Origin of the sequence: Salarchaeum sp. III (assembly GCF_036418315.1) — an archaeon.
Taxonomy (GTDB): domain Archaea; phylum Halobacteriota; class Halobacteria; order Halobacteriales; family Halobacteriaceae; genus Salarchaeum.
Window position 1 is genome coordinate 167,326 of record NZ_JAZHPG010000026.1, and the last position, 26,392, is coordinate 193,717.

At 67.4% G+C, this 26,392-nt stretch carries 27 protein-coding genes; 15 read left to right on the forward strand and 12 right to left on the reverse strand.

The annotated features are described in order from the left end of the window. Positions 1 to 276 precede the first annotated feature (276 nt). Positions 277 to 1,020 (forward strand): NAD-dependent protein deacylase, encoded by a 744-nt coding sequence (locus U3A55_RS09630; RefSeq protein WP_330991290.1) that lies wholly within the window; start codon positions 277 to 279, stop codon positions 1,018 to 1,020. Here the strand turns inward: U3A55_RS09630 and U3A55_RS09635 are convergent. Genes U3A55_RS09635 through U3A55_RS09650 form a run of 4 tightly spaced genes read right to left on the reverse strand, consistent with a single transcriptional unit; the run spans position 985 to position 4,248 of the window. Continuing rightward, on the reverse strand, positions 985 to 1,260 hold the full coding sequence (locus U3A55_RS09635; protein ID WP_330991291.1) for a hypothetical protein: 276 nt from the start codon (positions 1,258 to 1,260) through the stop codon (positions 985 to 987). The two genes, U3A55_RS09630 and U3A55_RS09635, sit on opposite strands and share 36 nt — an antisense overlap. Further along, the gene (locus tag U3A55_RS09640) at positions 1,257 to 1,952 is read right to left on the reverse strand and encodes an HAD family hydrolase (RefSeq protein ID WP_330991292.1); all 696 of its coding nucleotides are present in this window, start codon (positions 1,950 to 1,952) and stop codon (positions 1,257 to 1,259) included. Before U3A55_RS09640 ends, U3A55_RS09635 begins: the two co-directional genes overlap by 4 nt. Further along, the gene (locus tag U3A55_RS09645; protein ID WP_330991293.1) at positions 1,953 to 2,708 is read right to left on the reverse strand and encodes an SDR family NAD(P)-dependent oxidoreductase; all 756 of its coding nucleotides are present in this window, start codon (positions 2,706 to 2,708) and stop codon (positions 1,953 to 1,955) included. Then, on the reverse strand, positions 2,701 to 4,248 hold the full coding sequence (locus U3A55_RS09650) for a class I adenylate-forming enzyme family protein (RefSeq protein ID WP_330991294.1): 1,548 nt from the start codon (positions 4,246 to 4,248) through the stop codon (positions 2,701 to 2,703). Before U3A55_RS09650 ends, U3A55_RS09645 begins: the two co-directional genes overlap by 8 nt. 97 nt (positions 4,249 to 4,345) lie before the next feature. On the opposite strand from U3A55_RS09650, the gene U3A55_RS09655 reads away from it, so the two are divergent. Genes U3A55_RS09655 through U3A55_RS09670 form a run of 4 tightly spaced genes read left to right on the forward strand, consistent with a single transcriptional unit; the run spans position 4,346 to position 9,660 of the window. Next, on the forward strand, positions 4,346 to 5,122 hold the full coding sequence (locus U3A55_RS09655) for an SDR family NAD(P)-dependent oxidoreductase (RefSeq protein ID WP_330991295.1): 777 nt from the start codon (positions 4,346 to 4,348) through the stop codon (positions 5,120 to 5,122). After that, positions 5,122 to 6,792 (forward strand): thiamine pyrophosphate-binding protein, encoded by a 1,671-nt coding sequence (locus U3A55_RS09660; RefSeq protein WP_330991296.1) that lies wholly within the window; start codon positions 5,122 to 5,124, stop codon positions 6,790 to 6,792. The genes U3A55_RS09655 and U3A55_RS09660 overlap by 1 nt, the downstream gene beginning before the upstream one ends. 42 nt (positions 6,793 to 6,834) lie before the next feature. Beyond that, the gene (locus U3A55_RS09665) at positions 6,835 to 7,509 is read left to right on the forward strand and encodes a DUF7504 family protein (protein ID WP_330991297.1); all 675 of its coding nucleotides are present in this window, start codon (positions 6,835 to 6,837) and stop codon (positions 7,507 to 7,509) included. A gap of 45 nt (positions 7,510 to 7,554) precedes the next feature. Beyond that, positions 7,555 to 9,660 (forward strand): hypothetical protein, encoded by a 2,106-nt coding sequence (locus tag U3A55_RS09670; protein ID WP_330991298.1) that lies wholly within the window; start codon positions 7,555 to 7,557, stop codon positions 9,658 to 9,660. Here U3A55_RS09670 and U3A55_RS09675 read toward each other — a convergent pair. After that, complete coding sequence (locus U3A55_RS09675; protein WP_330991299.1) at positions 9,657 to 9,797, reverse strand: DUF7503 family protein; 141 nt, start codon at positions 9,795 to 9,797, stop codon at positions 9,657 to 9,659. The genes U3A55_RS09670 and U3A55_RS09675 overlap by 4 nt on opposite strands. A 188-nt stretch (positions 9,798 to 9,985) precedes the next feature. Between U3A55_RS09675 and U3A55_RS09680 the strand changes: the two genes are divergently transcribed. From U3A55_RS09680 to U3A55_RS09705, 6 genes are read left to right on the forward strand one after another with little or no spacing between them, the layout of a single operon-like run. Then, the gene (locus U3A55_RS09680; protein WP_330991300.1) at positions 9,986 to 11,353 is read left to right on the forward strand and encodes an ABC transporter substrate-binding protein; all 1,368 of its coding nucleotides are present in this window, start codon (positions 9,986 to 9,988) and stop codon (positions 11,351 to 11,353) included. Between the two features lies 1 nt (position 11,354). Continuing rightward, a complete protein-coding gene (locus U3A55_RS09685) occupies positions 11,355 to 12,218 on the forward strand; it encodes a branched-chain amino acid ABC transporter permease (protein ID WP_330991301.1) in 864 nt (287 codons plus the stop codon). A 2-nt stretch (positions 12,219 to 12,220) separates the two neighbouring features. Further along, positions 12,221 to 13,345 carry a branched-chain amino acid ABC transporter permease gene (locus U3A55_RS09690; protein ID WP_330991302.1) on the forward strand — a complete coding sequence of 375 codons (1,125 nt, stop codon included), beginning with the start codon at positions 12,221 to 12,223 and terminating at the stop codon, positions 13,343 to 13,345. Further along, a complete protein-coding gene (locus tag U3A55_RS09695; protein ID WP_330991303.1) occupies positions 13,338 to 14,144 on the forward strand; it encodes an ABC transporter ATP-binding protein in 807 nt (268 codons plus the stop codon). Before U3A55_RS09690 ends, U3A55_RS09695 begins: the two co-directional genes overlap by 8 nt. Further along, positions 14,141 to 14,839, forward strand: coding sequence for an ABC transporter ATP-binding protein (locus U3A55_RS09700; protein ID WP_330991304.1), 699 nt, complete (start codon positions 14,141 to 14,143; stop codon positions 14,837 to 14,839). The genes U3A55_RS09695 and U3A55_RS09700 overlap by 4 nt, the downstream gene beginning before the upstream one ends. Before the next feature lie 39 nt (positions 14,840 to 14,878). Further along, positions 14,879 to 16,690 carry a DEAD/DEAH box helicase gene (locus U3A55_RS09705; protein ID WP_330991305.1) on the forward strand — a complete coding sequence of 604 codons (1,812 nt, stop codon included), beginning with the start codon at positions 14,879 to 14,881 and terminating at the stop codon, positions 16,688 to 16,690. On the opposite strand, the gene U3A55_RS09710 is transcribed toward U3A55_RS09705, so the two are convergent. After that, entirely contained in the window at positions 16,687 to 17,838 is a 1,152-nt protein-coding gene (locus tag U3A55_RS09710; RefSeq protein WP_330991306.1) for a threonine synthase, read from the reverse strand. The two genes, U3A55_RS09705 and U3A55_RS09710, sit on opposite strands and share 4 nt — an antisense overlap. 283 nt (positions 17,839 to 18,121) lie before the next feature. Here U3A55_RS09710 and U3A55_RS09715 point away from each other — a divergent pair, with 283 nt between their 5' ends. The 3 genes from U3A55_RS09715 to msrB are packed head-to-tail and all read left to right on the forward strand — an operon-like array spanning position 18,122 to position 20,114. Continuing rightward, entirely contained in the window at positions 18,122 to 18,259 is a 138-nt protein-coding gene (locus U3A55_RS09715) for a hypothetical protein (RefSeq protein WP_330991307.1), read from the forward strand. Further along, a complete protein-coding gene (locus tag U3A55_RS09720; protein WP_330991308.1) occupies positions 18,259 to 19,689 on the forward strand; it encodes a sodium:solute symporter family protein in 1,431 nt (476 codons plus the stop codon). The genes U3A55_RS09715 and U3A55_RS09720 overlap by 1 nt, the downstream gene beginning before the upstream one ends. Positions 19,690 to 19,727: 38 nt before the next feature. After that, on the forward strand, positions 19,728 to 20,114 hold the full coding sequence (gene msrB, locus U3A55_RS09725; RefSeq protein WP_330991309.1) for a peptide-methionine (R)-S-oxide reductase MsrB: 387 nt from the start codon (positions 19,728 to 19,730) through the stop codon (positions 20,112 to 20,114). 3 nt (positions 20,115 to 20,117) lie between these two features. On the opposite strand, the gene U3A55_RS09730 is transcribed toward msrB, so the two are convergent. Then, the gene (locus U3A55_RS09730) at positions 20,118 to 20,627 is read right to left on the reverse strand and encodes a GNAT family N-acetyltransferase (protein ID WP_330991310.1); all 510 of its coding nucleotides are present in this window, start codon (positions 20,625 to 20,627) and stop codon (positions 20,118 to 20,120) included. Positions 20,628 to 20,723: 96 nt separating this feature from the next. On the opposite strand from U3A55_RS09730, the gene U3A55_RS09735 reads away from it, so the two are divergent. Beyond that, entirely contained in the window at positions 20,724 to 21,392 is a 669-nt protein-coding gene (locus tag U3A55_RS09735; RefSeq protein WP_330991311.1) for an MBL fold metallo-hydrolase, read from the forward strand. On the opposite strand, the gene U3A55_RS09740 is transcribed toward U3A55_RS09735, so the two are convergent. The 5 genes from U3A55_RS09740 to U3A55_RS09760 are packed head-to-tail and all read right to left on the reverse strand — an operon-like array spanning position 21,389 to position 26,389. Further along, the gene (locus U3A55_RS09740) at positions 21,389 to 23,005 is read right to left on the reverse strand and encodes a long-chain fatty acid--CoA ligase (RefSeq protein WP_330991312.1); all 1,617 of its coding nucleotides are present in this window, start codon (positions 23,003 to 23,005) and stop codon (positions 21,389 to 21,391) included. The two genes, U3A55_RS09735 and U3A55_RS09740, sit on opposite strands and share 4 nt — an antisense overlap. Continuing rightward, on the reverse strand, positions 23,006 to 23,737 hold the full coding sequence (locus tag U3A55_RS09745) for an ABC transporter ATP-binding protein (RefSeq protein ID WP_330991313.1): 732 nt from the start codon (positions 23,735 to 23,737) through the stop codon (positions 23,006 to 23,008). Next, on the reverse strand, positions 23,734 to 24,501 hold the full coding sequence (locus U3A55_RS09750) for an ABC transporter ATP-binding protein (protein WP_330991314.1): 768 nt from the start codon (positions 24,499 to 24,501) through the stop codon (positions 23,734 to 23,736). Before U3A55_RS09750 ends, U3A55_RS09745 begins: the two co-directional genes overlap by 4 nt. Further along, on the reverse strand, positions 24,498 to 25,526 hold the full coding sequence (locus tag U3A55_RS09755; protein WP_330991315.1) for a branched-chain amino acid ABC transporter permease: 1,029 nt from the start codon (positions 25,524 to 25,526) through the stop codon (positions 24,498 to 24,500). Before U3A55_RS09755 ends, U3A55_RS09750 begins: the two co-directional genes overlap by 4 nt. Next, complete coding sequence (locus U3A55_RS09760) at positions 25,523 to 26,389, reverse strand: branched-chain amino acid ABC transporter permease (RefSeq protein ID WP_330991316.1); 867 nt, start codon at positions 26,387 to 26,389, stop codon at positions 25,523 to 25,525. The genes U3A55_RS09755 and U3A55_RS09760 overlap by 4 nt, the downstream gene beginning before the upstream one ends. Positions 26,390 to 26,392: the final 3 nt, after the last annotated feature.

Genomic DNA, 26,392 nt, shown 5'->3' on the forward strand with positions numbered 1-26,392 from the left:
GGTCGCCAGAGGCGACCGCCTGCGTAAAAATCTGCACCAAAAACTCGCGAGCGCAGAGCGCTCGCGAGAACAGCGCGCCTTCGGTGCGCTGACGACTCCGCTTCCGCACCGCCCCACACAGAGGTGAACGTTCAAATAGGAGGACGCGGCCAGCGGCGGGTAGTGTACTGACGAGCGGCGTGCGGGAGTCCGGTTCGGCGACGGCGACACACTCCCGCGCGCGACTGTCCGTGTCGCCTGCACGCCACTTTTCCGCGCGAGCGCCTACCTCTGGGTATGGACGAAGAAGCGATAGCGCGGGTCGCGGCGCTGCTCCGGAACGCGGACAGCGCGAGTGTTCTGACGGGCGCGGGCGTCTCCACCGCGTCCGGCATCCCGAGCTTCCGCGGCGAGGACGGTATCTGGGGGAACGAGTTCGACCCACAGGACTTCCACCGGCGGCGGTTCGAGCGCGACCCCGCCGGGTTCTGGAGCGACCGCCTCGACCTCCACGACGCGATGCGGCCCGAGGGCGTCGAACCGAACGCCGCCCACCGCGCGCTCGCGGACCTCGAAGCCACGGGCGTCATCACGCAGAACACGGACGGCCTCCACCAGGCGGCGGGGAGCGACCGCGTCGTCGAACTCCACGGAAACGCCGAGCGCGTCGCGTGCGAGGACTGCGGACGGCGGAGCGACGCGACCGACGCCCGACAGCGCGCCGCGGACGGCGACCTCCCGCCGACCTGCGACTGCGGCGGCGTCCTCAAGCCCGACGTGGTGCTGTTCGGCGAGCAACTCCCGCCGAAATCGCTCCACGACGCCCGCGACCTCGCGGAGCGCAGCGACGCCTTTCTCGCCGTCGGCTCCTCGTTGACGGTCGACCCCGCTGCGTCGCTTCCCGCGACCGCCGCACGCGACGGCAGTCTCGTCGTCGTGAACCTCGACGAGACGCGTGCGGACGACCGCGCGAACGTCGTGCTCCGCGCGGACGTGACGGACGCGCTACCGGCGATAGCGGAACGCGTTCACGAGGCGTAGCACTCCCGTGAGGAGCGCGTACACTACCGCGTAGAGCAGTGTGGGGAGCGCGACGAGCGCCGCGGCGAGCAGGGTGAGCGCGAACGCGACCAATCCCGCAATAAGGGAGAGGAGAACGTGGCTCACGGGGTCGCCGTGGTCCACGTCCTCGTGGAGGAACGGCCAGAGGGTTCGTCTGACCGGCCGCAGGAGGCGGTCGTGGAGCGTCGCCGCGACCGTGGACGGTTCGGGGAGCGTCATCGGTCACCCCGCGGGACGCCGACGATGTCGAGCACGTCGCGCAGGTCGTCGATTCGGTGGCTCGCGTCGGGGCCGTGTGCGTCGGGGCCGAACGCGACGCCGTGGATGCCGTGGCGGGCGGCGCCGGCCACGTCGTGGTCGTAGCGGTCACCGACCATCACCGTCCGCTCGGGCGTGACAGGACTCTTCGCGAGCGCTGTCTCGAACATCGCGTCGTCGGGTTTCGTGCGGCCGACCGCCTCGCTCGTCGTCACGTCGTCCACGTGGTCGAGCACGCCGAACAGCGAGAGAATGAACTCGCCCTCGTCGGTATCTACGTCGCTCACGATTCCCTGGTAGACGCCGGCGTCGGCGAGCGCGCCGACGACCTCGCGAGCGTGCGGCGTCGGCCGCAGGTATCGTTCGGATGTCGCGCGGAAGAGCGGGAACCACTCGTCGTCGCTGAGGTCGCGGCCGACGAGTTCGGCGAGCGCGAACGCGTACGCCTCGCGCGCCGACTGGTAGGCGTTCCCGTCGCGTTCGCGGAACTGACGACCGACGACGCCGCGCCACTCTTCGAGCGCCACCCGCGGGGCGACATCGAGGCCGTGTGCGGCGACGAAGCGCTCCATGAACCGCGTGTGGGCTTCGCGCACCGAGTCCACGTCGAGCAGCACGCCACCGATGTCCCAGAAGACCGCGTCGTACTCCATCTAGTACCACGTCATACCCGCGTCCACGTTAACGTCTTGGGCGGTGACGTGTCGGTGTTGGACGGCGAGTCGGTACGCGACGTCCGCGACTTCCTCTGGCGTCACCATCTCGTCGAGCATGAGGTCGCCGAGGTACTCCTGTCGTTTCACTTCCTCGGGCGTCGTCCCGCGTGCGTCGGCCTGTTTCTCGATGACGGATTCGATGCGGTCGCCCGCGACTGGACCGGGACAGATGGTGTTCACGGTGACGCCGTCCTCGCCGAACTCGGCGGCGAGCGTGCGGCCGAGCCCGACGAGTCCGAGTTTGGAGGCGGCGTACGGGCTTCGGTTCGGGTAGGGGCGCTTCCCGCCGACCGACGAGACGTTGACGATACTTCCGTCGTCGCTGTCTCGGAGCGCGCCCGCGGCGTGTTTCGCGCAGAGGAACGGGCCGGTGAGGTTCGTTTCGACGGTCGCGGACCACTCCTTGCGCTCGATGTCCTTGACCGGCTGTGTGGGGCCGGCGATGCCCGCATTGTTCACGAGCACGTCCAGCCCACCGTACTCCGCGATGGTCGCGTCGATGGCTGATTCGACGCTGTTCTCGTCGGTCACGTCGCACTCGACGGCGAGCGCGTCCCCGAGTTCGCTGGCGATGTCGGTGGTGTCGCTTCGCGCGGCGAGCGCGACCGCGTAGTCGTCGTCCGCGAACCGGCGCGCGATGGCTTCGCCGATACCCTGGCTCGCGCCGGTGACGAACGCGACGCCCTCACGCATCCTCGTCCACCAGTTTGAACTTCTGCACCTTCCCGCTCGCCGTCCGCGGGAGGTCGTCGACGAACTCGACCTCCCGTGGGTGTTTGTACTCCGCGAGGTTGTCGAGGCAGAACTCTCGGATGTCGTCCGCGGTCACGTCCGCGCCGGGTGTCTCGACGACGAACGCTTTCACGGTCTCGTTCCGGCGGTCGTCCGGGATGCCGACGACCGCGGCGTCGGCCACGTCGGGGTGTTCGTAGAGGAGTGATTCGACCTCGCTCGGGTAGACGTTGTAGCCCGCGGTGTTGATCATGTGCTTCTTCCGGTCGACGATCTCGTAGTAGTTCTCCGTGTCGCGTCGAGCGATGTCGCCCGTGCGGAAGTAGCCCTCGTCAGTGAATGCCTCGTCGGTCGCGTCCGGGAGGTCGTGGTAGCCCTTCATCACCTGGGGGCCGCGCACGAGGAGTTCGCCGGTCTCGCCGGGTTCGACCTCGTTGCCCGATGCGTCCACGATTTTCGAGTCCGTCATGCGGAGCGGCTGACCGATGGTGCCGGGTTTGTACCCGTACGACGACCCGACGCCGGTGTGAGTAGCGGCGGTGGTCTCGGTGAGCCCGTATCCCTCGCTCATCGCGACGCCCGTGCTGTCCTCGAAGCGCTCCTGGACGGCGACGGGCATCTTCGCGCCGCCCTCGTTGACGGTGTCGAGCGAGGAGAGGTCGTACTCGCCGAACGATTCGTCGTTCACCATGTCCACGAACATCGTCGCGACGCCGATGAAGCTCGTAATCTCGTTCTCCTCGATTTCCCGCATACAGCGCTCGGCGCTCCACTCCGCGGGATTCCGGACGAACGCTGTGCCGCCGCGAATCAGGGTCTGCCAGGTGGAGTGAGTGAAGCCCGTGATGTGGTAGAGCGGGAGGAAGACGAGTTCGCGCTGTTCCTCGGGCGGGAGGTTGGTGAACTGGAAGCCCGAGAACGCCTGCGCGCGGAGGTTTCCGTGCGTGAGCAGCACGCCCTTCGGCTGTCCGGTGGTTCCGGAGGTGTAGGGCTGCATCGCGGTCGTGTCCGCGTCCACGTCCGCCGTCATCGGTTCGCCGGATACCTCGTGGAAGGCTGTGGTTTCCGGGGTGGCGTCGCCGACGGTGAGCACGTCGGGGTCGGCGTCGATGTCGGCGGCGGCCTCGTGGACGTGCTCGACGAGCGCGGGGTGGGTGACGACGACGCTCGCGTCGGTGTCGTCGAGCTGGTGTGCAAGTTCGCGGGCCTTGTACTGGGGGTTGACGGGGGAGACGACGACGCCGGTGCGGAGGCCGCCGAGGATGGTGGTGACGTACTCGGGGCAGTTCGGGAGGTAGAGGAGGAGGCGGTCGCCCTCAGTGTGGCCGCGGTCGTGGAGGCCGCCCGCGAACGCCGCGGAGCGCTCGCGGAGGTCGCTGAACGTGAACGAGCGCTCCTCACCCTCGATGGCTGTCGCGTCCGGTCGCTGGTCGGCCGTCGCGTCGAACAACGTGGCGACGTTGGTTGTGTCGACGGTCTGTAGGTAGTCGGGAACCTCCATGCCCTGTTATTATGTAACAATTGCCATTACGTTAACGGTCGTTCTGGCGTACGCGGATTTATTACCGATGAACCGGAAACAGGTAGATGTCTTAACAATGGTAAGCAGATTCAGCGTGGCGGGCGACACCGCCATCGTCACCGGAGCGTCGTCGGGCATCGGTCGCGCAATCGCCGAACGGTTCGCTGCCGACGGCGCGAACGTCGTCGTCTGCTCGCGCGAGCAGGAGAACGTCGACCCCGTCAGCGACCACATCAACGACGGCGACTACGACGGAACCGCCCTGGCCGTCGAGTGCGACGTGACCGACCGGGACGCCGTCGACGCGCTCGTGCAGGCGACCGTCGAGGAGTTCGGGTCCGTGGACGTGCTCGTGAACAACGCGGGCGCGTCCTTCATGGCGCCCTTCGAGGACATCAGCGAGAACGGCTGGAAAACGATAGTAGATATCAACCTCACCGGCACCTATCACTGCACGCAGGCCGCCGGCGAGCACATGCGGGAGAACGGCGGCGGCGCGGTCGTGAACCTCGCGTCCGTCGCGGGCCAGCGTGGCAGCCCGATGATGAGTCACTACGGCGCGGCCAAAGCGGGCGTCATCAACCTCACCAAGACGCTGTCCTACGAGTGGTCGGGCGACGACGTGCGCGTGAACTGCATCGCGCCCGGGTTCGTCGCGACGCCCGGCGTCGAGTCCCAGATGGGCGTCAGCGCGGACAACATCGAGCGCGACGACGTGCAGCGACGCATCGGCACGAGCGAGGAAATCGCCGACCTCGCGCAGTTCCTCGCCAGCCCCGCCTCCTCCTACATCGTCGGCGAGACGGTGACGGCGGCGGGCGTCCCGCGCATCGAGGAGTCACCCGAAATCTGATGGCGTACTCGGGCGCGGACCTCTTCGTCGACACCCTCGAACAGTACGGCGTCCAGCACGTCTTTGGGAACCCGGGAACCACGGAACTCCCGGTGATGAAGGCATTCGGGGGCAGCGACCTCGACTACGTCCTCGGACTCCACGAGGACGTGGCGGTCGGAATGGCCGCGGGGTACGCGACGACGCGGCGCTACCACGCGGACGACGACGCGGACGTGCTCCCCGTTGGGGTGGCGAACCTGCACGTCGCGCCCGGACTGGCGCACGGACTCGGGAACATCTACGGCGCGAGCGTCGCGGGCGCGCCGCTCGTCGTCACTGCGGGCAACCACTCCACGGAGTTCCGCCACGAGGAACCGATTCTCTCCGGCGACCTCGTGGAGATGACCCAGCAGTTCACGAAGTGGAGCGCGGAAGTCCTCGACGTCGACGCGCTTCCGTCGATGCTCCGCCGGGCGTTCCGCGTCGCGCTGACGCCGCCGACCGGCCCGGTCTTCCTCGGCCTCCCGCTGGACGTGATGATGGCGGAGACGGACGCGTCGCCCGACCGACTGGGGGCGATTCCGACCGGCGGCCGCGGCGACCGAACGCAGGTCGAGCGGGCGGCCGCGGCGTTCGCGGACGCGGAGAACCCCGTGCTCGTCGTCGGTGACGGCGTCGCCCGCGCGGGAACGGACGCCGTGGACGCCGCGGTCGAGTTGGCGGAGGCGGCGGGCGCGCGCGTGCACGCCGAGATTCTCGCGTGCGAGGTGGACTTCCCGGCGAGCCACGACCAGTGGGTGTCCTACATCCCGCCGGACGAGGACACCGCGCGCACGCTCCTCGACACCGACATGGTCGCGTTCGTCGGGTGTTCGACGAACACGACGCTCACCGCGCACTTGGGCGACCTCGTGCCGGACGCGACGTTCGTCCACGTCGGCGACGACGCGTGGCAGCTCGGGAAGAACCAGCCCGCGGACGTGGCCGTGCTCGGCGACCCCGGCGAGACGATGGCGGAGATAGCCGAGGAGGTCGAGTCTCAGGTGAGCGACGCCGAACGCGCGGAGCGGCTGGAGCGCGTCGCCGCGATGAAGCAGATGGCGCAGGCGGAGATGGCGGGCGACGGCGAGACCGACGACCCGCGGCGGTCGAAGGGCGAACTCGTGGACGCACTCCGGGACGCCGCGCCCGACGCGTACATCGTGGACGAGGGCGTGACCGCGAAGTACGAACTGCTCACGCGGTGGCCGCTCGAACCCGAACAGGCGATTTCGAACAAGGGCGGCGGTCTCGGGTACGGCCTCCCCGCGTCCGTCGGCGCGGCGCTCGCGGAATCGATGCGCGAGGACCCCCGGCAGGTCGTCGGACACGTCGGCGACGGCTCCTACCTCTACTACCCGCAGAGCCTCTACTCGGCGGCGCGCTACGACCTCGACCTCACCGTCGTCGTTCCGGACAACCGGAACTACCGCATCCTCAAGGACAACATGCAGGGGTTGTTCGGCGAGGGCGAGTACGAGTACGTCGGGATGGATTTCGACCCGCCCGTGGACATCCCGAAGAACGCGGAGAGTCACGGCGCGACCGGCGTAAGGGTCGACCCCGAGGACGACCTCGACGCGGCGCTCGACGCCGCGCTCGCCGAGTCAGGACCCACCGTTGTCGACGTGCTCGTCCACGACGAGTAGCGAACCAAACGTTTATTTGCTGTCACTGCGACGACTTATGCGATGTATGGAGCGGGGCGAACGGACGCCGATTTCGAGGGCGTTCTCGAACGCCTGAAGGAAGAGGGGAGTTCGCTTCTCGTCGTGGGGGACGTGCCCGGCGAAGCCTACGCTCGCGCGTCCTGCCGAATGCTCGGCGACGGCGAGCACGCGCCCCGACAGCGTGTGCTCGTCGTCGGCGGCGGTGCCGGCGCCACGCTTCCCGCGCGCTGTGGCGAGTCGCGTTGCGGCGACAGCGACACCGTCATCACGCACGGTACGAACGCTCGCAGCGCCGTCGCGGACGCGGGCGTCACGCCCGCCATCACGCCACAGACGCACGTCGCCGCCGGCGACGCGAACGCGCTCGGGCGCGCGGTTCTCGACACCATCGCCTCCTCCGACGGCGAGTTCGCCGCCGGGGAACTTCGGGTGGGCGTCGACACAGTCCAGACCCTCATCGATGCCGTCGGCGAGTTCCCGACGTTCCAAACCGTCGACCTGCTCTCCGAGTGCGTTCGCCGCGAGCGCGGGATGGCGCACTTCCACCTCCCGAAACCCCGCGACGACCGACACGTCCGCCTGCTCGAACCATTGTTCGACGCGGTCGTCGAACTCCGCGTGACCGACGGCGTGGAGCAACGGTGGAGTCTCCGCGACGAGGACGTGGTGTCCGAGTGGGTCGCGCTCGACGACTGAGCCGACAACACCCTTTTGACGGGTTCGCCGCGTAAGGCGATTCGTATGGAGGAGCGAGTCGGGGATGTGTTCGACGAGATGACGGGCGTCGGCGCGCGAATCGAGACCCCCCCGCAGGGCGGACTGTCCGTGTTTGACCCGATAGAGCGCACGCAGATCCGCGTGGAGACGGACGTCGAGAACGTCCGGCAGGGGAGTGTCGCGGAGCGGTTCCCGATGCCGCTCGACGCGGCCGTGTCGTTCCGTACGGACACGATTACGTTCCCGGTGGTCGTCGCGATTCACGTCCGAACGACGGACGGGGGGCACGTCACGCAGACCGACCACTTCGCGTTCGAGGAACTCCCCGCGGGGGAGTACGTGCTCGACCTCGCGGCGCCGATTAAGCTCTACGTCCGCGCGGCGGGACCGATGACGATTCGGTCGGACGCGGACCGCACGGTCATCGACCTCGATGGCGAGACGCGGGTCGACGTGGGCGCGCGGTCGTTCCACGACTCCCCCGCGGGCACGATAACGACGACGGACGACCCGCGGGACGTGATGGCGGCCGTGAACGCGTTCGGGCACGCGTTGAAAACCCAGGCGCCGGACCGGTCGTATCCGACGCTGCGCGGACATCCGCCGCGGCTGGAGCGCGGCGACGAACTCGTGATTCCATCCAGCCTGGAGGCGCCCGAGACGAACGTACAGCTGGCGGTGCCGCCGCGCTTCGAGTACATCTATCCGGCGGCGTCGCTCGCGTACTACATCGGCGCGCGACTGGTGGCGGGCGAGACCCCCGAGATTCGGACGACGGACGGGTTCACGTACTCGCTCGACCGCGAGGACGGGTACGAGGCGACGGTCGCGCGCACGCTGAAGCAAGTGTTCGTGCTGGACTGCGTGGCGCGCACGGAGGGCTACTACGAGGTGCCGTTGTTCGAGCGCGCGGCGCTCGAAGCGTCGCTCGACATCTCGTTCCCGGAAGTGCGCGAGGCGTCCCCGACGGAGCGGCTCGCCACCTATCTCTCGGTGCCGTTCGAGTCCGTGGAGCCGTACTGTCCGACGTGGAAGCTCACGGCGGACGTGACGCCGACCGGCGAGTACCTCGAACTCCTTCCCTATCTGGTGGACGAACTCGCAGTCGTGCGGACACCGACGGACGACGCGGTGACGAGCGCGACCGAACAGGCCGCGACCGTCCGCGAGTTCTACCGCGCGACGGACGGCGGGAGGGACGACGGGACGAACGCCGGGCGGTACGTCCGGCCGTCCGCTGCCGATTCCATCGAGCAGACGTGGGCGGGTGAGGGGACGCCCATCGGAGCGAGTAAGGCGATGGTGGAGGCGTACGAGAACCGGCTCGACCGCTCGCTCGCGTCCGACGACATCAGCATCACCGTGGTCTGCAACGACCCGGACATGGTCGAGGAGCGGGACATGGCGGACACGGTGTACGGGTCGCGGGACGAACTCCCGTTCGACGTGCGACAGCACGACGACCTCACCCGGGCCGAACTCCAGGAGGTGTTGGCAGCGGACACGGACTTCCTGCACTACATCGGTCACATCGACGAGGAGGGAATCGAGTGCGCGGACGGGAAGCTCGCCCTCGACCGCATCGAGACGACGGGCGTCGACGCGTTCTTCCTGAACGCGTGCTCCTCGTACCGGGTCGGCGCGCGGCTCGTCGAAGCCGGCGCTATCGGCGGTATCGTCACGCTGAGCGACGTGCTGAACAACGCGGCGGTGACGATGGGGCGGACGCTCGCGCGCCTTCTGAACACGGGCTACCCGCTGAACGTCGCGCTGGAGACCGCGCGCAACGAGAGTTACGCGGGCGGCCAGTACGTCACCGTCGGCGACGGCGGGCTCGGAATCGTCCAGCCCGAGTCGAACCTCCCGGACCTCGTGGAGATCACGGACGTGCGGGACGGGACCGTGGACATCGTCTATCGGACGTTTCTCGCGAACCGGTTCAATCTCGGGACGATGATGGCGCCGACGATACGCGACGAGTCGATGTACTACCTCGCGCCAGTCAAGGATGGGCTGGAGTACACGCTAAGCGTGTCGGAGCTAGTGGAGTTCGTTGACAGAAGAACGCCGATTCGGTTCGAGGGGGCGTTACACTGGGCGGATACGTTCGATTTCTCTCGGTTGGATTAGGGGCCGGCGATGGCGACGTTGCTGGCGGAGACCGCGCCCGTCTGGGCGAGCAGGAGCGTCATCGTGAAGAGGACGCCAATCATGCGGGGGTTGTCAGTGAGGAACGCTGCGATTTTGCCGTCGTTCGTTTCGGACATTGCAATCATTCATATCACGGATTTTTAGATAAATATTTTTTATATATTCACACACGTGTTCTTCTAAAAAACCTCGGCGGTCGTTCTATGCACTCTCGCACGACACCAGGAGCGAATTTTGCCCGGTCTTTCCTGTGATACCACCACCCACACTTATGTGTTCCGTCGTGTAAGGCCATACCGTACCAATGGTTAACGAAAATAGCCAGAGCAACAATTCAGGTTGTTCTGGTAACGAACCTGAAGGGGAGCAAAACATCGTTAGCGATATCCGCTCGAACGCGGACCGGCGGACGTTCCTCAAAGGAACTGGCGCGGTCGGTCTCGCGGCGTCCGCCGGCTGTCTCGGCGGCGGCAGCAGCAGTGGTGACGCCCCGTCCGGCACGTTCAAGATAGGCGTCCTCACCTCGCACACGGGCACGGAGAACCCGATCGGGAACTCCATCGCGCGTTCCGCGGAACTCGCCGCGGACGAACTCAACGAGAACGGCGGCGTCCTCGGGAACGACGTCGAAGTGTTCGTGAAGACGACGAACGAACAGCCCCAGCGCGGGAAAACGAAGTACGAGGAACTCACTGTCAGCGAGAACGTCGACTTCACGACTGGCGTGTTCACGAGCGAAGTCCTCCTCAACATCATGGACAGCATCGCCGGCCAGCAGAAAGTCCACATGACCGCGGGCGCCGCAACGCCGGAGGCGTCCACGATGCTGACCGAGGACTACGAGCAGTACAAGTACTGGTTCCGCACTGGTCCCGTGAACGCGCACTTCCTCGGCGCGAACATGGTTGACTTCGCGGAAGCGAACTTCTCCGACATGGGCTGGGACTCCGTCTACGTCCTCACTGAGGACTACTCGTGGACCGAACCAGTCGACGAAGTCCTCCGGGACCAGCTCGCGGACGCGGACGTGGAAGTCGCCGGCATGAAGCGCTACGCGGGCGACACGAGCGACTTCTCCACCATCTACGACCAAGTGGAGGCGTCGGACGCGGACGCCGCGTTCGTCGCGATGGCGCACTCCGGAAGCACCGCCATCGCCCAGTACGCGAAACAGCAGCGGCCGTTCGCGTTCGGCGGCATCCACGTGCCGATGCAACTCCCGTCCTACTGGGGGCTCGTCAACGGTGCGTGCGCGTACAGCATCACCCAGAACACCGCGACGCCGACCTCCGAAATCACGGAGAAAACGGTCCCGTACGCGGAAGCGTACAACGAGAAGGTCGGAAAGTATCCCGTGTACACCGGCTACATCGCGTACGACGCCGTGAAGCAGTACGCGGCCGCAGTCGAGAGCACGGAATCCCGGAACCCGGACGACATCGTCAGCGAACTGGAGAGCTCCAGCTTCACCGGCACCGCCGGCACGCTCCGGTACTACGGGCAGGACGAGGAGTACCCGCACGACATCGTGTACGACGAGAACGCCGAGGACGGCGTCCGCCCGCTCTGGCTCCAGTGGAAGCCGAACGAGGACGGCGACGGCGGCAGTCAGACGGCCATCTTCCCGGACAGCCTCGCGGAAGGGTCGTACGAGAGTCCACCCTGGGTGTAAGATGGCGCTGCCACTGACCGACGTCGTCGCGAACGCGGTGATGATGAGCGCGCTGTACGCGCTCGTCGCCATCGGTTTCACCCTCATCTTCGGGGTGGGCGGCGTCCTCAACCTCGCGCACGGCGCGACCGTCACCATCGGCGCGTTCAGCGCGTACTACGTCTCGGAAGTGTTCGGGTACAGCATCTGGATAGGCGCGCTCGCCGCGCTCCTCGTGCCCGCGCTGTTCAGCGCAGCGCTCTACAAGGGGATGATTCAGCGCGTCGAGGACGACCCGATAACGGTGATGATTCTCACGCTCGTCACCGCCATCGCAGTCGAGGAAATCATCAAGACGGGGTTCGGCACGCAGCCCGCGGTCATCTCCTCCCTCCTGACGGGACAGGTGTCCATCGCGGGCGGCATCCAGGCGAACAACCTCCTCGTGTTCGCGCTCTCCTGGGTCATCATCGGCCTCCTGTTCTTCGCCGTCAACTACACGAAGACCGGGAAGGCCATCCTCGCGACGAGCATGTCGACGAAGGGAGCCTCGCTCGTCGGTATCGAGAGCGACCGGATGTACCTCTACACGTGGGTACTCGCGGGCGCGTTCGCCGGACTCGCCGGCCTCTTCCTCGGCTCCATTCAGACCGCGTCGTGGAGCATGGGGCGCTCGCCGCTCGTGCTGTCGTTCAGCATCGTCGTGCTCGGCGGCATCGGCTCCATCCGCGGGAGCGTCATCGGCGCGTACATCATCGGCTTCCTGGAGACGTTCACGATGTCGTACGTCGACTCCTCGCTCAGCGGGCTCGCGTCGCTCGTGGTACTGGTTCTGATACTGCTCGCGAAACCTGAAGGCCTGTTCGGCCGTGAACTCACCGAGTAACGATGTCGGACACACTCACTTCGAAGCTGAATCCGCTGTCGCTCCCGCTCCGCCAACAACTCGGCCTCGTCGCGCTCGCGCTGCTGGGCCTCACGCCGTTCTGGATGGGGTTCCTGTACGCGGGCGACCAGGGCCTCCTGCACATCCGCACAGTCACGATTGCGCTGTTCATCGGGATGTTCGCGATGAGCTGGGATTCGGTGTCGGGCTACACGGGCCAGATAAGCTTCGGGCACGCGCTCTTCTTCGCCATCGGCGGGTACGGGAGCGCGCTCCTGAACCTCGGCTGGGGCGTCCCGCCACTCGCCGCGGTCGTGCTCGGAACGGTGCTCGCGGCGGTCGCCGGTCTCCTCGTTGGCGTGCCCGCGCTCCGCCTCGAAGGCCCCTACCTCTCGCTCGTAACGCTCGTCGCACCGCTCATCCTGCTCCAGGTATTCATCTGGCGGAGCGACGTCTTCGGCGGGGAACTCGGCGTCTCCAACCCCGACCCGCTCGTGTCGACCAGCGGGTTCACACAGGAGACGTACGTGTTCTTCTACATCGCGTTCGCGCTGTTCGTCGCGATACTCGCCGTCCTGCTCGCGGTGACGCGCTCGGACGCGGGGTCCATCCTCACCGCGATTCGGGAGGACGAGGACGCCGTCGCGGCGTCCGGCCTGAACCCGGCGAAGTTCAAGACGTTCGCGTTCGTGCTGTCCGCGAGCGTCGGCGGTCTCGCGGGCGCGGTGTTCGTCCACACGCCGATGGCGAGTCCGACGCCGAGTCAGTTGCTCGCGCAGACGGTGAGCATCGAGGTCATCATCGCCGCCGTCCTCGGCGGGATGGGGACCATCGTCGGCGCCGCGCTCGGCGGGATGTTCCTCAGCGTCTTCCGCAGCCAACTCAGCAACGTCGACCTCACGGTGCCCGGACTCGGCGTGAGCGTCGGCGACCTCGACCTCGTCATCTTCGCGGTCGGGACGCTGATAATCCTGTTCGCGCTCCCGGGCGGCGTGCTCCGCTGGGGTATCGTCGCGGGCCGCAACCTCATCGGCGCGGACGGCACGGCCGCGGACGGCGGCCGGACGCCAGTCGAGCAAACGCTGGAGACGTTCCGCGAGTTCTTCCGGGGTGGTCGGGATGACTGAGTACGAGCCGAACGACGGCCTGCTCGTCCTGAACAACATCCGGAAGGAGTTCGGCGGCCTCACCGCCGTCGACGACCTCTCCTTCGTCGTGGAGGAGGGCGAAATACTCGGATTCATCGGTCCGAACGGCGCCGGGAAGTCCACGACGTTCAACTGCGTCACCGGCGCCTACAAACCGACGAGCGGAAGCGTCCACTACCACGGCGAGGACGTGACCGGCGAACCCGCCTACGAGATGGTGAAACGCGGGATGGCGCGGACGTTCCAGTCGTTCAAGCCACTGGACGACCGCACCGTCCTCCGGAACGTCGCGCTCGCGCTCGCGCCCGACAAACTGTTCTCGCTCTCCGGCCTCCGCGGCGAGACCGAAGAGCGCGCGCGCAAACTCTGCGAGCGCGTCGGCCTCGGCGACCGCATCAACCAGACGCCGGACGAACTCCCGCACGCCGGCCTGCTCCGACTGGAGTTAGGCCGCGCGCTCGCGACCGACCCCGACCTCCTGCTCGTGGACGAACCGTTCGCGGGACTGTCGAGCGGGGAGGTCGCGGAACTGAGCAGCCTCCTTACGGACCTCCGCGACGAGGGCATCACGCTCGTCGTCGTCGACCACAACATGCGCGGCCTGCTCTCCCTCATCGACCGCGCCATCGTCATCCAGTTCGGCGCGAAAATCGCGGAAGGCACCCCCGAGGAGATACGGACCGACGAGACAGTGCAGGAAGCCTACCTGGGAGGTGACGATTCGCTCGGCGAATCGTCATCACGTCAGGCGGAGTCTGACGGAGGTGATGAGAGATGATTCTGAGCATCAGCGACCTCGCCGTGTCGTACGGTGAAGTGACGGCGCTCCGCGGCGTCAGCCTCGACGTCGAGGAGGGACGTATCGTGAGCGTCATCGGCCCGAACGGCGCCGGGAAGTCGACGCTCGCGAACACCGTGACGGGCTTCCGGCCGTACGACGGGAGCGTCACGTACGACGGCACGGAAGTGTCGTCCGTGGACGCGAGCGACCTCGTCGCCGACGGTCTCATCCACTGCACGGAGGACCGCGACCTCTTCGGGTACATGAGCGTGGAGGACAACCTCACGCTCGGCGCGTACCGCCACGGAGACGGAGAGGCGGAGCGCCTGAAGTACGTCTACGACGTGTTCCCGACGCTCGCGGAGCGCAAGGACCAGAACGCGCGCACGATGAGCGGCGGCGAGCAACAGATGCTCGCCATCGGCCGCGCCTTGATGGGTGACCCCGAGTTGCTCATTCTCGACGAACCGACGCTCGGCCTCGCGCCCGTCATCCTCGAAGACATCTCGGAGGCCATCGAGGAGATTCGGGACGACGGCGTCACCGTCCTGCTGTGCGAGCAGAACGTGACGTTCGCGATGAACCACGCGGACCACATCTACCTCCTGGAGAACGGCCGCATCGAGAAGGACGGCACGCCGGACGACCTCCGCGGCGACGACTACATCCGGGACGCCTACCTCGGCGGCTAATCCGCGCCCTTCTTTTCCGTCGCGCTCCAAGACCGTGTAGTGTCAGAGGAGTTCTCGCTGTCCGCGTTCTACGACGCGCTCGAATCCGTCGGGAGTCCGGTCGTCACCGCGACCGACGTGGCGACCCACCGCGAGGAGTCGCAGTCCGACGCGAGCGACGGCCTCGACGACCTCGTCGGTGAGGGCGTGGAACGCCGGGACGTGTCGAACGACCCGGTCGTCTACTACCCGTCGGATTACGCGGCGACCGCGGAGACGGAGCGCGTCATCGTGTTCCCCGAGCAGCGCGAGATCGTCGTGGACCAGCCCACGCAGTTCACGCGCGCCCGCCTCAGTCAGTTCGCGCAGCTCGCGGACACCACGCGGGACGGCGCGTACCGGTACAGAGTCCGCAAGGAGGACGTGTGGAGTTCGCCCTACGACTCGCTCGACGACCTGCTCGCGGCGGTGCGAGAGGTGACGAACCGGCGCTCCGACCCCGTAGAGGAGTTCGTGGAGGGTCAGTGGCGGCGCGCCCACCAGTTCACGCTCCGCACGCACGAGGAGGGCTACACCGTTCTCGAAGCGGCGTCGGACGACGTGATGGGGAACGTCGCTCGCCAGAAGCTCGACGACTCCCAGTTGCGCGCGCCCATCAGCGACGACACGTCCTGGGTGAACGCGGAGTCGGTCTCGGAGGTGAAGCGCATCCTCTACGAGGCCGGGTATCCCGTGCAGGACGAGCGCGACCTCGACGGCGGCGAACCGCTCGACGTCGAACTCCTGCTCGAACTCCGCGACTACCAGGCGGACTGGGTCGCGCGTTTCGAACGCCAGGGGTCGGGCGTGCTCGTCGGGCCGCCGGGGAGCGGGAAGACCGTCGCCGGGATGGGCGTGATGGAGTCCGTGGGCGGCGAGACGCTGATTCTCGTTCCCTCCCGCGAACTGGCGTCGCAGTGGCGGGAGAACCTGCTCGAACACACGACGCTCACCCCGGAGCAGGTCGGCGAGTACCACGGCGGCCGCAAGGAACTGCGCTCTGTGACCATCGCGACCTACCAGACGGCGGGGATGGACCGGCATCGGCAGCTGTTCGACTCCCGGGAGTGGGGGCTCATCATCCTCGACGAAGCCCACCACATCCCGAGTCCGGTGTTCCGCCGCGCGGCGAACCTCCAGAGCAAGCACCGCCTCGGCCTGAGCGCGACGCCGATTCGGGAGGACGACCGGGAGACGGACATCTACACGCTCGTCGGGCCGCCTATCGGGACGGACTGGGACGCGCTGTTCGACGCGGGGTTCGTTCAGGAACCCGAGGTCGAGATTCGGTACGTGCCGTGGCTGGACGAGGACGACCGATACGAGTGGGCGTCCGCTGACGGCCACGAGCGCCGAATGCGCGCGGCCGCGAACCCCGCGAAGGTCGAGGAAATCCGGCACTTGCGCGCGGCGCACCCGGAGGCGAAGACGCTGATTTTCGCGGACTACCTCGACCAGGGCGACCGGCTTGCCGACGCACTGAATATTCCGTTCGTGAGCGGCGAGACGCCGCACCCGCGACGGGAGCGGTTGTTCGCGCAGTTCCGAAGCGGGGAGCGGGACGCGCTCATCGTCTCCCGCGTGGGCGACGAGGGCATCGACCTGCCGGACGCCGAGCTCGCCATCGTCGCGTCCGGACTCGGCGGGAGTCGGCGGCAGGGCGCACAGCGGGCGGGGCGGACGATGCGGCCGGCCGGCCGCGCGCTCGTCTACGTGCTCGCGACGCGGGGAACCGAGGAGGAGGACCACGCGCGCCGCCGCACCCGCCACCTCTCCGAGAAGGGCGTGCGTGTGCGGGAGGCGGACGCGGAAGCGGTGGCGTTCCGGGACTAACTGAACCGATCGCGGAGCTCGTCCTGCGTGACCCGATGGATGGTGTCGGGCGTCGGCGGGCGTTCACGGAAGCCCGTGCCGGTGGTGACGACCGCCACGTCGTCGGACCGGTCGAGTCGTCCTCGCTCGGTGAGTTCGCGGGCGGCGGCGAGCGACGTGGCGGACGCGGCCTCGACGGCGAGACCGGCGCGTGCGGCGAGTTCGCGCTGCGCGTCGAGAATCGCGTCGTCCGCGACCGAGAGCACGCTCCCGCCGGTGTCGCGGGCGGCGCGAAGCACTCGATTACCGCTCGGCGGGTCCGCGTTCGCGATGGAGTACGCGACGGTCTCCCCGCCGCCGTCCGCGATGGGGGACACCGTCTCGGCGCCGTCGCGGTAGGCGCGCGCGATGGGGTCGCAGGCCGCGGCCTGCACGAAGTGCAGTTCGGGAACGGAACCGATAGCGCCAGCGGCGCGGAGTTCACGGACGGCCTTCCACGCGCCGCTCGCGTGCCCGCCCGAGGAAACGGGAACGATAATGGCGTCCGGCACGCCGTCGAACTGGTGGAGGAGTTCGACGACGGTGGTCTTCTGACCGGCGACGCGGAGCGGGGAGTCGGAGTTGACGAACGTCGGCGCGAGCGAGAAGGACGCCTCGTAGAGCCGGCCGTAGTCGCCCGAGACGGCGTACAGCTCGGGGTCGTAGCGCGCGATGTGGCCGAGGCGTTCCTCGGGGATGTCGTCGGGCACGAGTACGACGGCGTCCATGCCGGCGCTCGCGGCGTGCGCGGCGGTGCTCATCGCCATGTTCCCGTGGCTGACCGTGCCGATGGCGTCCGCGCCGCGCGAGCGGAGGGCGGCGGTGGCGACGGCGGTGCCGCGGTCCTTGAACGACCCGGTCGGGTTCGCGGACTCGTCCTTCACTCGAATGCGGCAGCCCGCGTAGTCGTCGAGCCGTCGCGCGCGCACGAGCGGCGTGCCGCCGGCCGCGCGCTCGATTCCCGCGGGGTCGCCCGCGGGCAACAGGTCGCCGTAGGCCCAGAGGCTCTCTGAGTCCTCCGGCCACGCGAAGTCGGTTGCGAGTTCGTACCAGAGCGTCTCCCCGCAGTCGCAGTGCTGGCGGTCGCCCTCCGGGTACGTTGCCCCGCAGGCGTCGCAGACGAGTTCCACACACCCTGATTCGTGTCCCGATACCAAATACACCGGGTTTCGGTGGCACGCACCGCGGCCCACGAGACCACGGTCGTCCCAGCGGAAACGCTTTCCGGCATCCCGGAGTCCTGGCGAGACCGGCGACACGACGGCTCCGACGCTCGCACCCAGTTCGCATCCGCGTTCCACCCGTACCGAGCGTCACAAACACCGGCCGGCGTGGACGCGGACGCCTCCCATAACTCCCCGGCCTGAGTAGAGCCGTTTCGATGACACACGACGCAGAACCGGAGGTGGGCCGATGACGGTTCTCGGTCTCCCGACGACAACCTTCCTCGTCTTCGTCGCCACCGCACTCGCCGGCAGTATCGGCATGCTTCACTACCTCATCGTACACGTCTTCCTCGGGAAACCCGTGGCGGGCGAGGAGGTCGCGTGATGGCGGTCAATCCCTTCTACCTCGGGACGTTCGCGCTCTACCTCCTCGTCGTGCTCGCCATCGGCGCCTGGGGATACACGCGCACGAGCGACGTGGACGACTTCTGGGTGTACGGCCGCGACCTGGGGCCGTGGCTCGCGACGTGGTCGTACGTCGCGAACTTCGTCTCCGCCGTCGCCGTCGTCGGGTTCATCGGCTCCATCTACGACGTCGGCTACGCCGTCATGGCCGGCATCAGCTTCGGGTTGATGCTCGGTATCAGCACGCTCTATTTCGTCGTCGGCCGCGTCCGTGAACTGAATCACGTCACGCTCCCCGACCTCATCGCCGACCTCACGGGCCGCCAGTGGTCGCGACCCGTCTCCGCCGTCATCCTCCTCGGGAACGCCTGGCTCTACCTCATCATGCAGTTGGTCGGCGCGAGCCTCCTCGTCACCACCATCACCGGCGTCCCCTACGAGTACATGGTCTGGGTCATCGGCTTCGTCTTCATCGCGTACACCGTGATGGGCGGCCTCGTCAGCGTCGCGTGGACCGACCTCCTGCAGGGAACCTTGATGTACGCGATGTGCATCGTCGCGCTCGCGTTCCTCGCGTTCGACCTCGGCGGCATCACGTCCATCAACACGCAGTTCGCCGCGATGGACGCCGCGAACACCGCGCCGCTCGGCCGCGGCGTCTACACCGTCATCGGTATCCTCGGGAGCATCGTCGCGTTCTTCGGCACCGTGTTCACGAGCCAGTCGAACATCATCCGCATCAACGCCACCCGAGACATCCGCACCGCGAAGTTCCACCTCGCCGCCGCGGGCGTCCTGCTCGGCATCTTCGAAGTCATCCTCGTCCTCCTCGGCGGCGCCACCTCCGTCGCACTGGAGAACGCCGGTATCACCCTCCAGAACGTCGACAAGGCGTTCCCCGTGCTCATCACGCAATACCTCCCGACAGAGGTCGGCGTGGTCATCATCCTCGCCACCATGAGCGCGATTCTCTCCACGACGGACACACGTCTGCACGCCGCCGGCGTCACCACCGCCCGCGACATCTACGGCTACTTCGCGGGTGATGTCGCCGACGAGAAGAAGCTCCGCGTCTCCCGGTACGCCACCGTCTTCTTCGGCGTCGCCGCGACCGCCATCGCCGTCAACCCCCCGGGAACCATCATCTCGCTCTACGAGTTCCGCGCCATCCTCCTCACGAGCGCGTTCCTCATCCCCGTCTACCTCGGGCTCTACTGGCGGGGTCTCGACGGCCGCGTCATCATCGCGTCGATGGTGCTCGGCACCAGCCTCGGCGTCGGCTGGCGTCTCCTCGGCGGCCCACTCGGCGTCCCCCCGACCTTCCTCGGTGTCGGCGGCGCCGTCCTCACGCTCGCCGCCGGCCACCTCCTCGTCGGCACCGATACCGCGAGCGCCACCCGCGCAGAGTAGGCGGACCCTTCTTCCCGTTCGCGCCCCTCCCGCCTCGTATGGTCGAGAAATCCGAGGACGAGTGGCGTGACGAACTCACCGACGAGGAGTACCGTATCCTGCGCGAGGCTGGAACGGAGCGGAAGTTCACGGGCGAGTTCATCGGGAAGGACGACGACGGCGCGTACGTCTGCGCGGGCTGCGGGACGACGCTGTTCGACTCGGACACGAAGTTCGACGACGAGTCGTCGGGCTGGCCGAGTTTCTACGACGCCGTCGAGGGGCGCGTCGAGTTCCGCGACGACGACAGTATGGGGATGCGCCGCATCGAGGTGCGCTGTGCGGAGTGCGGCGGCCACCTCGGCCACGTGTTCGAAGACGGTCCGAACCCCACCGGGAAGCGGTACTGCATCAACTCCGCGGCGCTCGACTTCGAGGAGTCGTAGTCCTCAGGGCTGCTGGAGGTCCGTTTCGAACACGAGGATGTCGAGGTCGCCGCCGTCGATTTCGACGCTCGTGCGGTCGGCGGTCTCGTAGCCGTTCTGCCGGTAGAAGGCGTGCGCGGGTTCCTGGCGGGCGCTCGTGGAGAGGACGAGCCGCGTGAATCCCGCCTCGCTGGCGCGCGCTTCGAGTTCGTCGTACATCGCCTGCCCGAACCCGCGGCGGTGGTGGTCGGGGTGGACGTGCATCCGCTTCACCTCCGCCGTGGTCTCGTCGAGGGTGGCGAGGTCGGCCGCGATACCCTTCGGCGGGCGGAACGCGGCGGTCGCTACCAGCTCGCCGTCGAGCAGTCCGACGAGGAACTCGCCGCCGGCGTCGACGTACTCCGCGATGCGGTCGCCGTCCACGAGCGCGGGCGCGTCCTCGAAGTAGGCGTTCGCGTGCCGGAGCGCTGCCTCGATGACCGCGTCCGCGGCGTCGCGGTCGCCGGGTTCGTACCGTCGAATCCTGAGGCTCACACGCGCCGTACGGCGCCGAGCCGTATCGGTGTTCTCGTCCCGGTGAGCGCCGCGGCGGCGGGTGGCTTTACGGCTCGGGCGCGCGACACCTCGTGTATGGTCACGGAACTCGCGGACGGCGTGCACGACCTCGAACTACCGCTGGAGACCGACGACGGGACGCGCGTGTTCCACGCCGTCGCCATCGAGACCGCGCACGGCGTCGTGCTCGTGGACGCCGGCCTCCCAGACCAGGCCGACGACGTGCGCGCCGCGCTGGACGACATCGGTCACGCGGTCACGGACATCTCCGTTCTCCTGTTCACGCACCAAGACGGCGACCACGTCGGCGCGGCCGCAGAACTCCTCGCGGAGACCGACGCGGTGACGATGGCGCACGGCGGGGACGTACCCGCCATCGACGGTCGCGAGGAACCGCTCAAGGGCGGCGGGGAACGCTACCCGCCGGTGGACGTGGCGGTCGAACTCGTCGAGGGCGTCACGCTCAGCACGCACGCCGGCCCCGTCGAAGTCGTGGAGACGCCCGGTCACACGCCCGGCCACGTCTCCCTGCACGTTCCCGACGCCGACCTCCTGCTCGCCGCGGACGCGCTCATCGGCGGCGAGGACGGTATCGAGGGCCCGAACGAGCGCGTGACGCCGGACATGGAAACCGCGTACGAGTCAGTCGAACACCTCGCGGAGTACGAGTACGGCCGCGTGCTCTGCTATCACGGCGGACTCGTCGAGGCGACAGAAGAGGACGTGGCGGCGCTCGCCCCCTAGTCCTCGCCCGGCGTATAGGGGAGGTCGGGGTCGTCGAAGCGCTCTCTGAGGACTTTCTTGTCGAACTTCCCGGTCGCGGTCTTCGGCACCTCGTCGACGAACACCACGTCGTCCGGCAGCCACCACGACGGGAACTCCGATTCGAGGAACGCCCGGAGTTCTTCGACGCCGATGTCGCTGCCGTTGCGGCGGACGACGCACGCGAGCGGGCGTTCCTGCCAGGTGTCGTGGGGGACGCTGATGACCGCGGCCTCCACCACGTCCTCGTGCGCCATCAACTGGTTCTCCAGTTCGATACTGGATATCCACTCGCCGCCGGACTTGATGACGTCCTTCGCGCGGTCGACGATTTCGAGGTAGCCGTCCTCGTCCACGACCACGATGTCGCCCGTCTTCAGCCATCCTTCTTGGAAGTCTTCCTCGTTGGCTTCGGGGCGGTTGTAGTACTCGTCGACGACCGTAGGGCCGCGCACGAGCAGTTCGCCCGGCGTCTGGCCGTCCCAGGGGACTTCCTCACCGGCGTCGTTCACGACCTTCATTTCGAGGCCGGGTGAGAGCAGGCCCTGGGTCGCGCGGAGGTCGTACTCCTCGCTCTGCGAGACGTCCATCGTCGACTTCGGGCGGCTGACGGAGCCGATGCTCATCGTCTCCGTCATCCCCCACGCGTGCTCGATGGCGACGCCGTACTCCTCCTCGTAGCGCTCCATCACGCCCTTCGGCGCGGCGCTCCCGCCGACGACGATGCGCTCGAGACTGCTGAGGTCAGCGTCGTGGTCGTCGAGGTAGTCGAGGACGTTTATCCACACTGTGGGGACGCCCGCGGTGAGCGTCACGCCCTCCTCCTCGATGAGGCTCACGAGGTCCGCGGGGTCGGGCGACGGTCCGGGATACACCTGCTGTGCGCCCGCCATCGTGACGGCGTACGGGAACTCCCAGGAGTTCACGTGGAACATCGGCACGACCGGCATCACCACGTCGTCCTCCGCGATGTCGAGCGCCGCGGGCGTCATCGTCATCATCGCGTGCGAGTAAATCATCTTCTGCGTGTACTCGACGCCCTTCGGTTTGCCCGTGGTTCCCGACGTGTAACACATGCCCGCGGCCTGGTCTTCCGACACGTCCGGCCACGAGTCCACGGGGTCCGCGCCGTCGAGGAGGTCCTCGTACGCGTGGACGTTCCCCAGGTCGGTCTCCGGGACCTCGTCGTCCATCACGACGACGTGACGGACGGAGTCGAAGGAGTCGTGGAGGCGTTCGACCGCCTCGAACGCGTCCGGATCCACCAGGAGCACGTCGTCCGCAGCGTCGGTGACGATGTGTTCGAGGTGGTCGTCGTGCAGCAGGAGGTTCACCGTGTGGAGCTGCGCGCCCAGCAGCGGGGCGGCGTAGTACGCCTCGAAGTGCCGGTGGTGGTTCCAGCCGAGCGTGCCGACGCGGTCGCCCTGCTCGACGCCGAGTTCGGTGAGCGCGCCCGCGAGTCGACGTACGCGGTCGCCGAACTCGCCGTACGTGTACTCGAACCGGCCGTCGTGCGTTCGGGAGACGATGCGTTTCTCGGGGAAGAGCCGTGTCGCCCGCCAGAAGAACGGGCGGAGAGTGAGGTCCGTACTCATCTAGTCGAGTTCACCGCTGGAGACGGAGAGGTAGTCATCGAGGAGGTCCTCGCGCTGCTCTATCTCCTCGATCTCGCCGTCGAAGACGATTTCGCCCTTGTCGATGATGTAGCCGCGTTCCGCGAGGTCGAACGCGAACTGGACGTTCTGTTCCGTCAGAAGGACCGTGACGTTCTGCTCCACGACGTTGTTCAGGACCTCGCGGAGGTCGTCGACGATGACGGGCGCGAGGCCCTCCGTCGGTTCGTCGAGCAGGAGCACGTCCGGGTCTTGGACGAGCGCGCGGGCGACGGACAGCATCTGCTGTTCGCCGCCGCTGAGGTTCTGGCCGTTGCTCGACTTCAGGTCCGCGAGCACCGGGAAGATGTCGTACATCTCGTCGACCGTGCGGTCGCTGTCGGGCGCGAGACGCTTCGCGAGTGAGAGGTTCTCCTGCACGGTGAGCGTCGGGAACACGCGCCGGTCCTCCGGCACGAGTTTGATGCCGAGGTCGGAGATGTCGTCGACCGACATCCCGCTTATCTGCTGGCCGCGGTACGTCACGGTTCCCTCTCGGGGCGGGACGACGCCGACGATACTCCGCATCGTCGTCGTCTTCCCCGCGCCGTTCCGTCCGAGGAGCGTGACGACCTCTCCCTCGTCGAGGTCGAGGTCGACGCCGTGGAGGATGTGACTGTTCCCGTAGTAGGCGTGCACGCCGTCGACGGTGAGCACGCGGTCGCCCTCACTCATTGGCGTTCACCCAGGTAGGCCGTGGTCACGTCCTCGTTCGCCATCACTTCGTCCGGTGTGCCGTCCGCGATGAGTTCGCCCCGGTGCAGGACGAGGATGCGGTCGCTGATTTCGAGAACCATGTCGATGTCGTGTTCAGTGAGGACGAACGTCGTGTCGGTCGTCTCGTCGAGTTCCTTGATGAGTTCGACCATCCCCTCCGACTCGGAGGGGTTCATGCCCGCGGTCGGTTCGTCCAGCAGGACGACGGCGGGGTCGGTTGCGAGCGAGAGCGCTATCTCGACCTTCCGCTTGTCGCCGTGACTGAGGTTCGACGCCTCCGTCTCGGCCACGTCGGTGAGGCCGGTGAGTTCGAGCACGTCCTCGGCGGCCGCCCGGAGTTCCTCGTCCTCGTGGTAACGCGAGAGGAGTTCCGTGGACCGGTCGGTCGTGCTGACGCGCGCGACCCGGATGTTGTCCAGCACGGACAACCCCTCGAAGTTATTGTTTATCTGGTAGGCCCGGGAGAGGCCGCGCTGGGCGATGTCGTGCGGCGCGAGACCGGTGACGTTCTCCAGCTCTCCGCTGCGTCCACGGAGGAACACCTCGCCCGCGGTCGGGTCGAGCCGACCGGAGAGGAGGTTGTAGAACGTCGTCTTCCCCGCGCCGTTCGGCCCGATGATGGACGTGACTTCCGTCGAGTCGATTTCGACGCTTACGTCGTCGACCGCGCAGAGCGCGCCGAACTCGCGGCGCAACTCCTCCGTCTTGAGGACGGTCGTCACGCTGACTCACCTCCGTCCCCGCGAACGCGGTTCACCGCCCACTTGAGGAGGCCGGAAACGCCGCGTGGCGCGAACACGACGATAACGAGGATGAGCGTCCCGAACACGAGCTGCCAGTGCGCTTCGAGCATCGGGAACTGCGTGATGCCCCACCGGATGTACCGGTAGAAGAGCGCACCGACGGCCGGCCCGACGAACGAGTAGGGACCGCCGAACACGGTCATGATGACGGGTTCAGCGCTGATAGACCAGTGCAGGCTCGCACCGGGCGAGAGCGAACTGTGCAGGGGCGCGACGAGCACGCCCGCAATACCGGTGAACACGGCGGACAGCACGAACGCCGCCCACTGGTGGCGCCGCACGTCGATGCCGAGGCCGGATGCACGCTCCGAGTTCTCCCGGATCGCCTCCGAAACGAGGCCGAACGGCGAGTTCGCCACCCGCCACAGGATGTACATCGAGGGCGCGACCACGAGCAGGATGATGAAGTAGTACGTCACCCTGTCGTAGAGCGCGAGCTGGAACCCGAACAGGTTCGCCGTGTCGAGCAGGACGAGGATGCCGTCACTGCCGTTGGTGACGCCGAAGTAGTTCTGGTTCACGATGGTGTACAGCGCCATGCTGAACGACAGCGTCAGCATCGCGAAGTAAATCTCCTCCAGGCGCACGCTCAGGTAGCCGACCGGAACCGCGATAGCCGTCGCGACGACGACGCCGAGCACGGCCGCGATGACGAACGCGACGAGCGGCGTCGCGCCGCCGAACGGGAGGCTGGGTGCCACGTCACGGAGGAAGATACCGAGCGCGTACCCGGCGCCCCCGAAGAACATCGCGTGCCCGAACGACAGCAGTCCCGTGTAGCCGTAGAGGAGGTTGAAGCCCGTGGCGAACAGCGCGAGCACGAGCACCTCCGACAGTACGTACGTCTGGAACGTGGGCAGGACGAACGGCGCGACGACGAGCACGGCGAACACGACGAGCGCTGTTCGCCGCACCGGGAGCCCGAGAACGGTCTCGTCGCTCACTGTCCGTCACCCCCGAACAGTCCTTCCGGTCTGAAGATGAGTACGAGAATCATTGCGAGGAACGGGAGGAGTTGCCCGACGCCCGTTGCGACGAGGACGCCGAAGCTCTGCAGGAGTCCGATGAACATCGCGCCGACGAACGCCCCCGTGAACGACCCGAGGCCGCCGATGACGACGATGATGAACGCGTTGATGATGACCTGGTCGCCGAGCGCGGGCGTGAACGCCTGCATCGGCGCGGCGAGCGCGCCCCCGATACCGGCGAGGAAACTCCCGACGAAGAACACGCCCGTGTAGAGCCGCGGAACGTTCACGCCGAGCAACGAGGCCATGTCGCGGTCGCTCGACGTGGCGCGCACCAGCCGTCCGAGGTAGGTGCGCTGGATGGCGAACCAGAACACGCCCATCGCGGCGAACCCGACGACGATGACGAACAGCCGGTACGCGGGATAGCTGATGCCGAGGAACTGCACGTTCGACGCGAGCAGTTCGGGCGTCGCCATCGTCTGATTCCCCGACCCCCAGACGGTCCGCGTGAGGTCCGAGACGATGAGCACGAGCGCGAACGTGAGGATGAGTTGGTCGAGTTCGTCGCGGTCGTACACGCGCCGAATCAACCCCATCTCGATTATCGCGCCGACCAGGCCGACCGCGAGCCCGGCGGCGACCAGTCCTACCCAGAAGTTCCCGGTGACGTTCTGCACGACCGTCAGGGAGACGTACGCCCCGATCATGTAGAGCGCGCCGTGCGCGAAGTTCAGCACGCCGAGCACGCCGAAGATGAGACTGAGTCCGATAGCGACGAGGAAGTAGCGACTCCCCAGGCTCAATCCCGTGAGTATTTCTTGAATCGGTAGTGCCATGCT

What these genes read in the sequence shown, in the direction of transcription:
- U3A55_RS09650 (WP_330991294.1), bottom strand. Translation starts at nt 4,248, where the DNA reads ATGGAGGTTCCCGACTACCTACAGACCGTCGACACAACCAACGTCGCC.
- U3A55_RS09695 (WP_330991303.1), top strand. Translation starts at nt 13,338, where the DNA reads ATGACTGAGTACGAGCCGAACGACGGCCTGCTCGTCCTGAACAACATC.
- U3A55_RS09700 (WP_330991304.1), top strand. Translation starts at nt 14,141, where the DNA reads ATGATTCTGAGCATCAGCGACCTCGCCGTGTCGTACGGTGAAGTGACG.
- U3A55_RS09720 (WP_330991308.1), top strand. Translation starts at nt 18,259, where the DNA reads ATGGCGGTCAATCCCTTCTACCTCGGGACGTTCGCGCTCTACCTCCTC.
- msrB (WP_330991309.1), top strand. Translation starts at nt 19,728, where the DNA reads ATGGTCGAGAAATCCGAGGACGAGTGGCGTGACGAACTCACCGACGAG.
- U3A55_RS09715 (WP_330991307.1), top strand. Translation starts at nt 18,122, where the DNA reads ATGACGGTTCTCGGTCTCCCGACGACAACCTTCCTCGTCTTCGTCGCC.
- U3A55_RS09760 (WP_330991316.1), bottom strand. Translation starts at nt 26,389, where the DNA reads ATGGCACTACCGATTCAAGAAATACTCACGGGATTGAGCCTGGGGAGT.
- U3A55_RS09660 (WP_330991296.1), top strand. Translation starts at nt 5,122, where the DNA reads ATGGCGTACTCGGGCGCGGACCTCTTCGTCGACACCCTCGAACAGTAC.
- U3A55_RS09745 (WP_330991313.1), bottom strand. Translation starts at nt 23,737, where the DNA reads ATGAGTGAGGGCGACCGCGTGCTCACCGTCGACGGCGTGCACGCCTAC.
- U3A55_RS09635 (WP_330991291.1), bottom strand. Translation starts at nt 1,260, where the DNA reads ATGACGCTCCCCGAACCGTCCACGGTCGCGGCGACGCTCCACGACCGC.
- U3A55_RS09740 (WP_330991312.1), bottom strand. Translation starts at nt 23,005, where the DNA reads ATGAGTACGGACCTCACTCTCCGCCCGTTCTTCTGGCGGGCGACACGG.
- U3A55_RS09735 (WP_330991311.1), top strand. Translation starts at nt 20,724, where the DNA reads ATGGTCACGGAACTCGCGGACGGCGTGCACGACCTCGAACTACCGCTG.
- U3A55_RS09690 (WP_330991302.1), top strand. Translation starts at nt 12,221, where the DNA reads ATGTCGGACACACTCACTTCGAAGCTGAATCCGCTGTCGCTCCCGCTC.
- U3A55_RS09675 (WP_330991299.1), bottom strand. Translation starts at nt 9,797, where the DNA reads ATGTCCGAAACGAACGACGGCAAAATCGCAGCGTTCCTCACTGACAAC.
- U3A55_RS09685 (WP_330991301.1), top strand. Translation starts at nt 11,355, where the DNA reads ATGGCGCTGCCACTGACCGACGTCGTCGCGAACGCGGTGATGATGAGC.
- U3A55_RS09640 (WP_330991292.1), bottom strand. Translation starts at nt 1,952, where the DNA reads ATGGAGTACGACGCGGTCTTCTGGGACATCGGTGGCGTGCTGCTCGAC.
- U3A55_RS09680 (WP_330991300.1), top strand. Translation starts at nt 9,986, where the DNA reads ATGGTTAACGAAAATAGCCAGAGCAACAATTCAGGTTGTTCTGGTAAC.
- U3A55_RS09655 (WP_330991295.1), top strand. Translation starts at nt 4,346, where the DNA reads ATGGTAAGCAGATTCAGCGTGGCGGGCGACACCGCCATCGTCACCGGA.
- U3A55_RS09630 (WP_330991290.1), top strand. Translation starts at nt 277, where the DNA reads ATGGACGAAGAAGCGATAGCGCGGGTCGCGGCGCTGCTCCGGAACGCG.
- U3A55_RS09645 (WP_330991293.1), bottom strand. Translation starts at nt 2,708, where the DNA reads ATGCGTGAGGGCGTCGCGTTCGTCACCGGCGCGAGCCAGGGTATCGGC.
- U3A55_RS09665 (WP_330991297.1), top strand. Translation starts at nt 6,835, where the DNA reads ATGTATGGAGCGGGGCGAACGGACGCCGATTTCGAGGGCGTTCTCGAA.
- U3A55_RS09670 (WP_330991298.1), top strand. Translation starts at nt 7,555, where the DNA reads ATGGAGGAGCGAGTCGGGGATGTGTTCGACGAGATGACGGGCGTCGGC.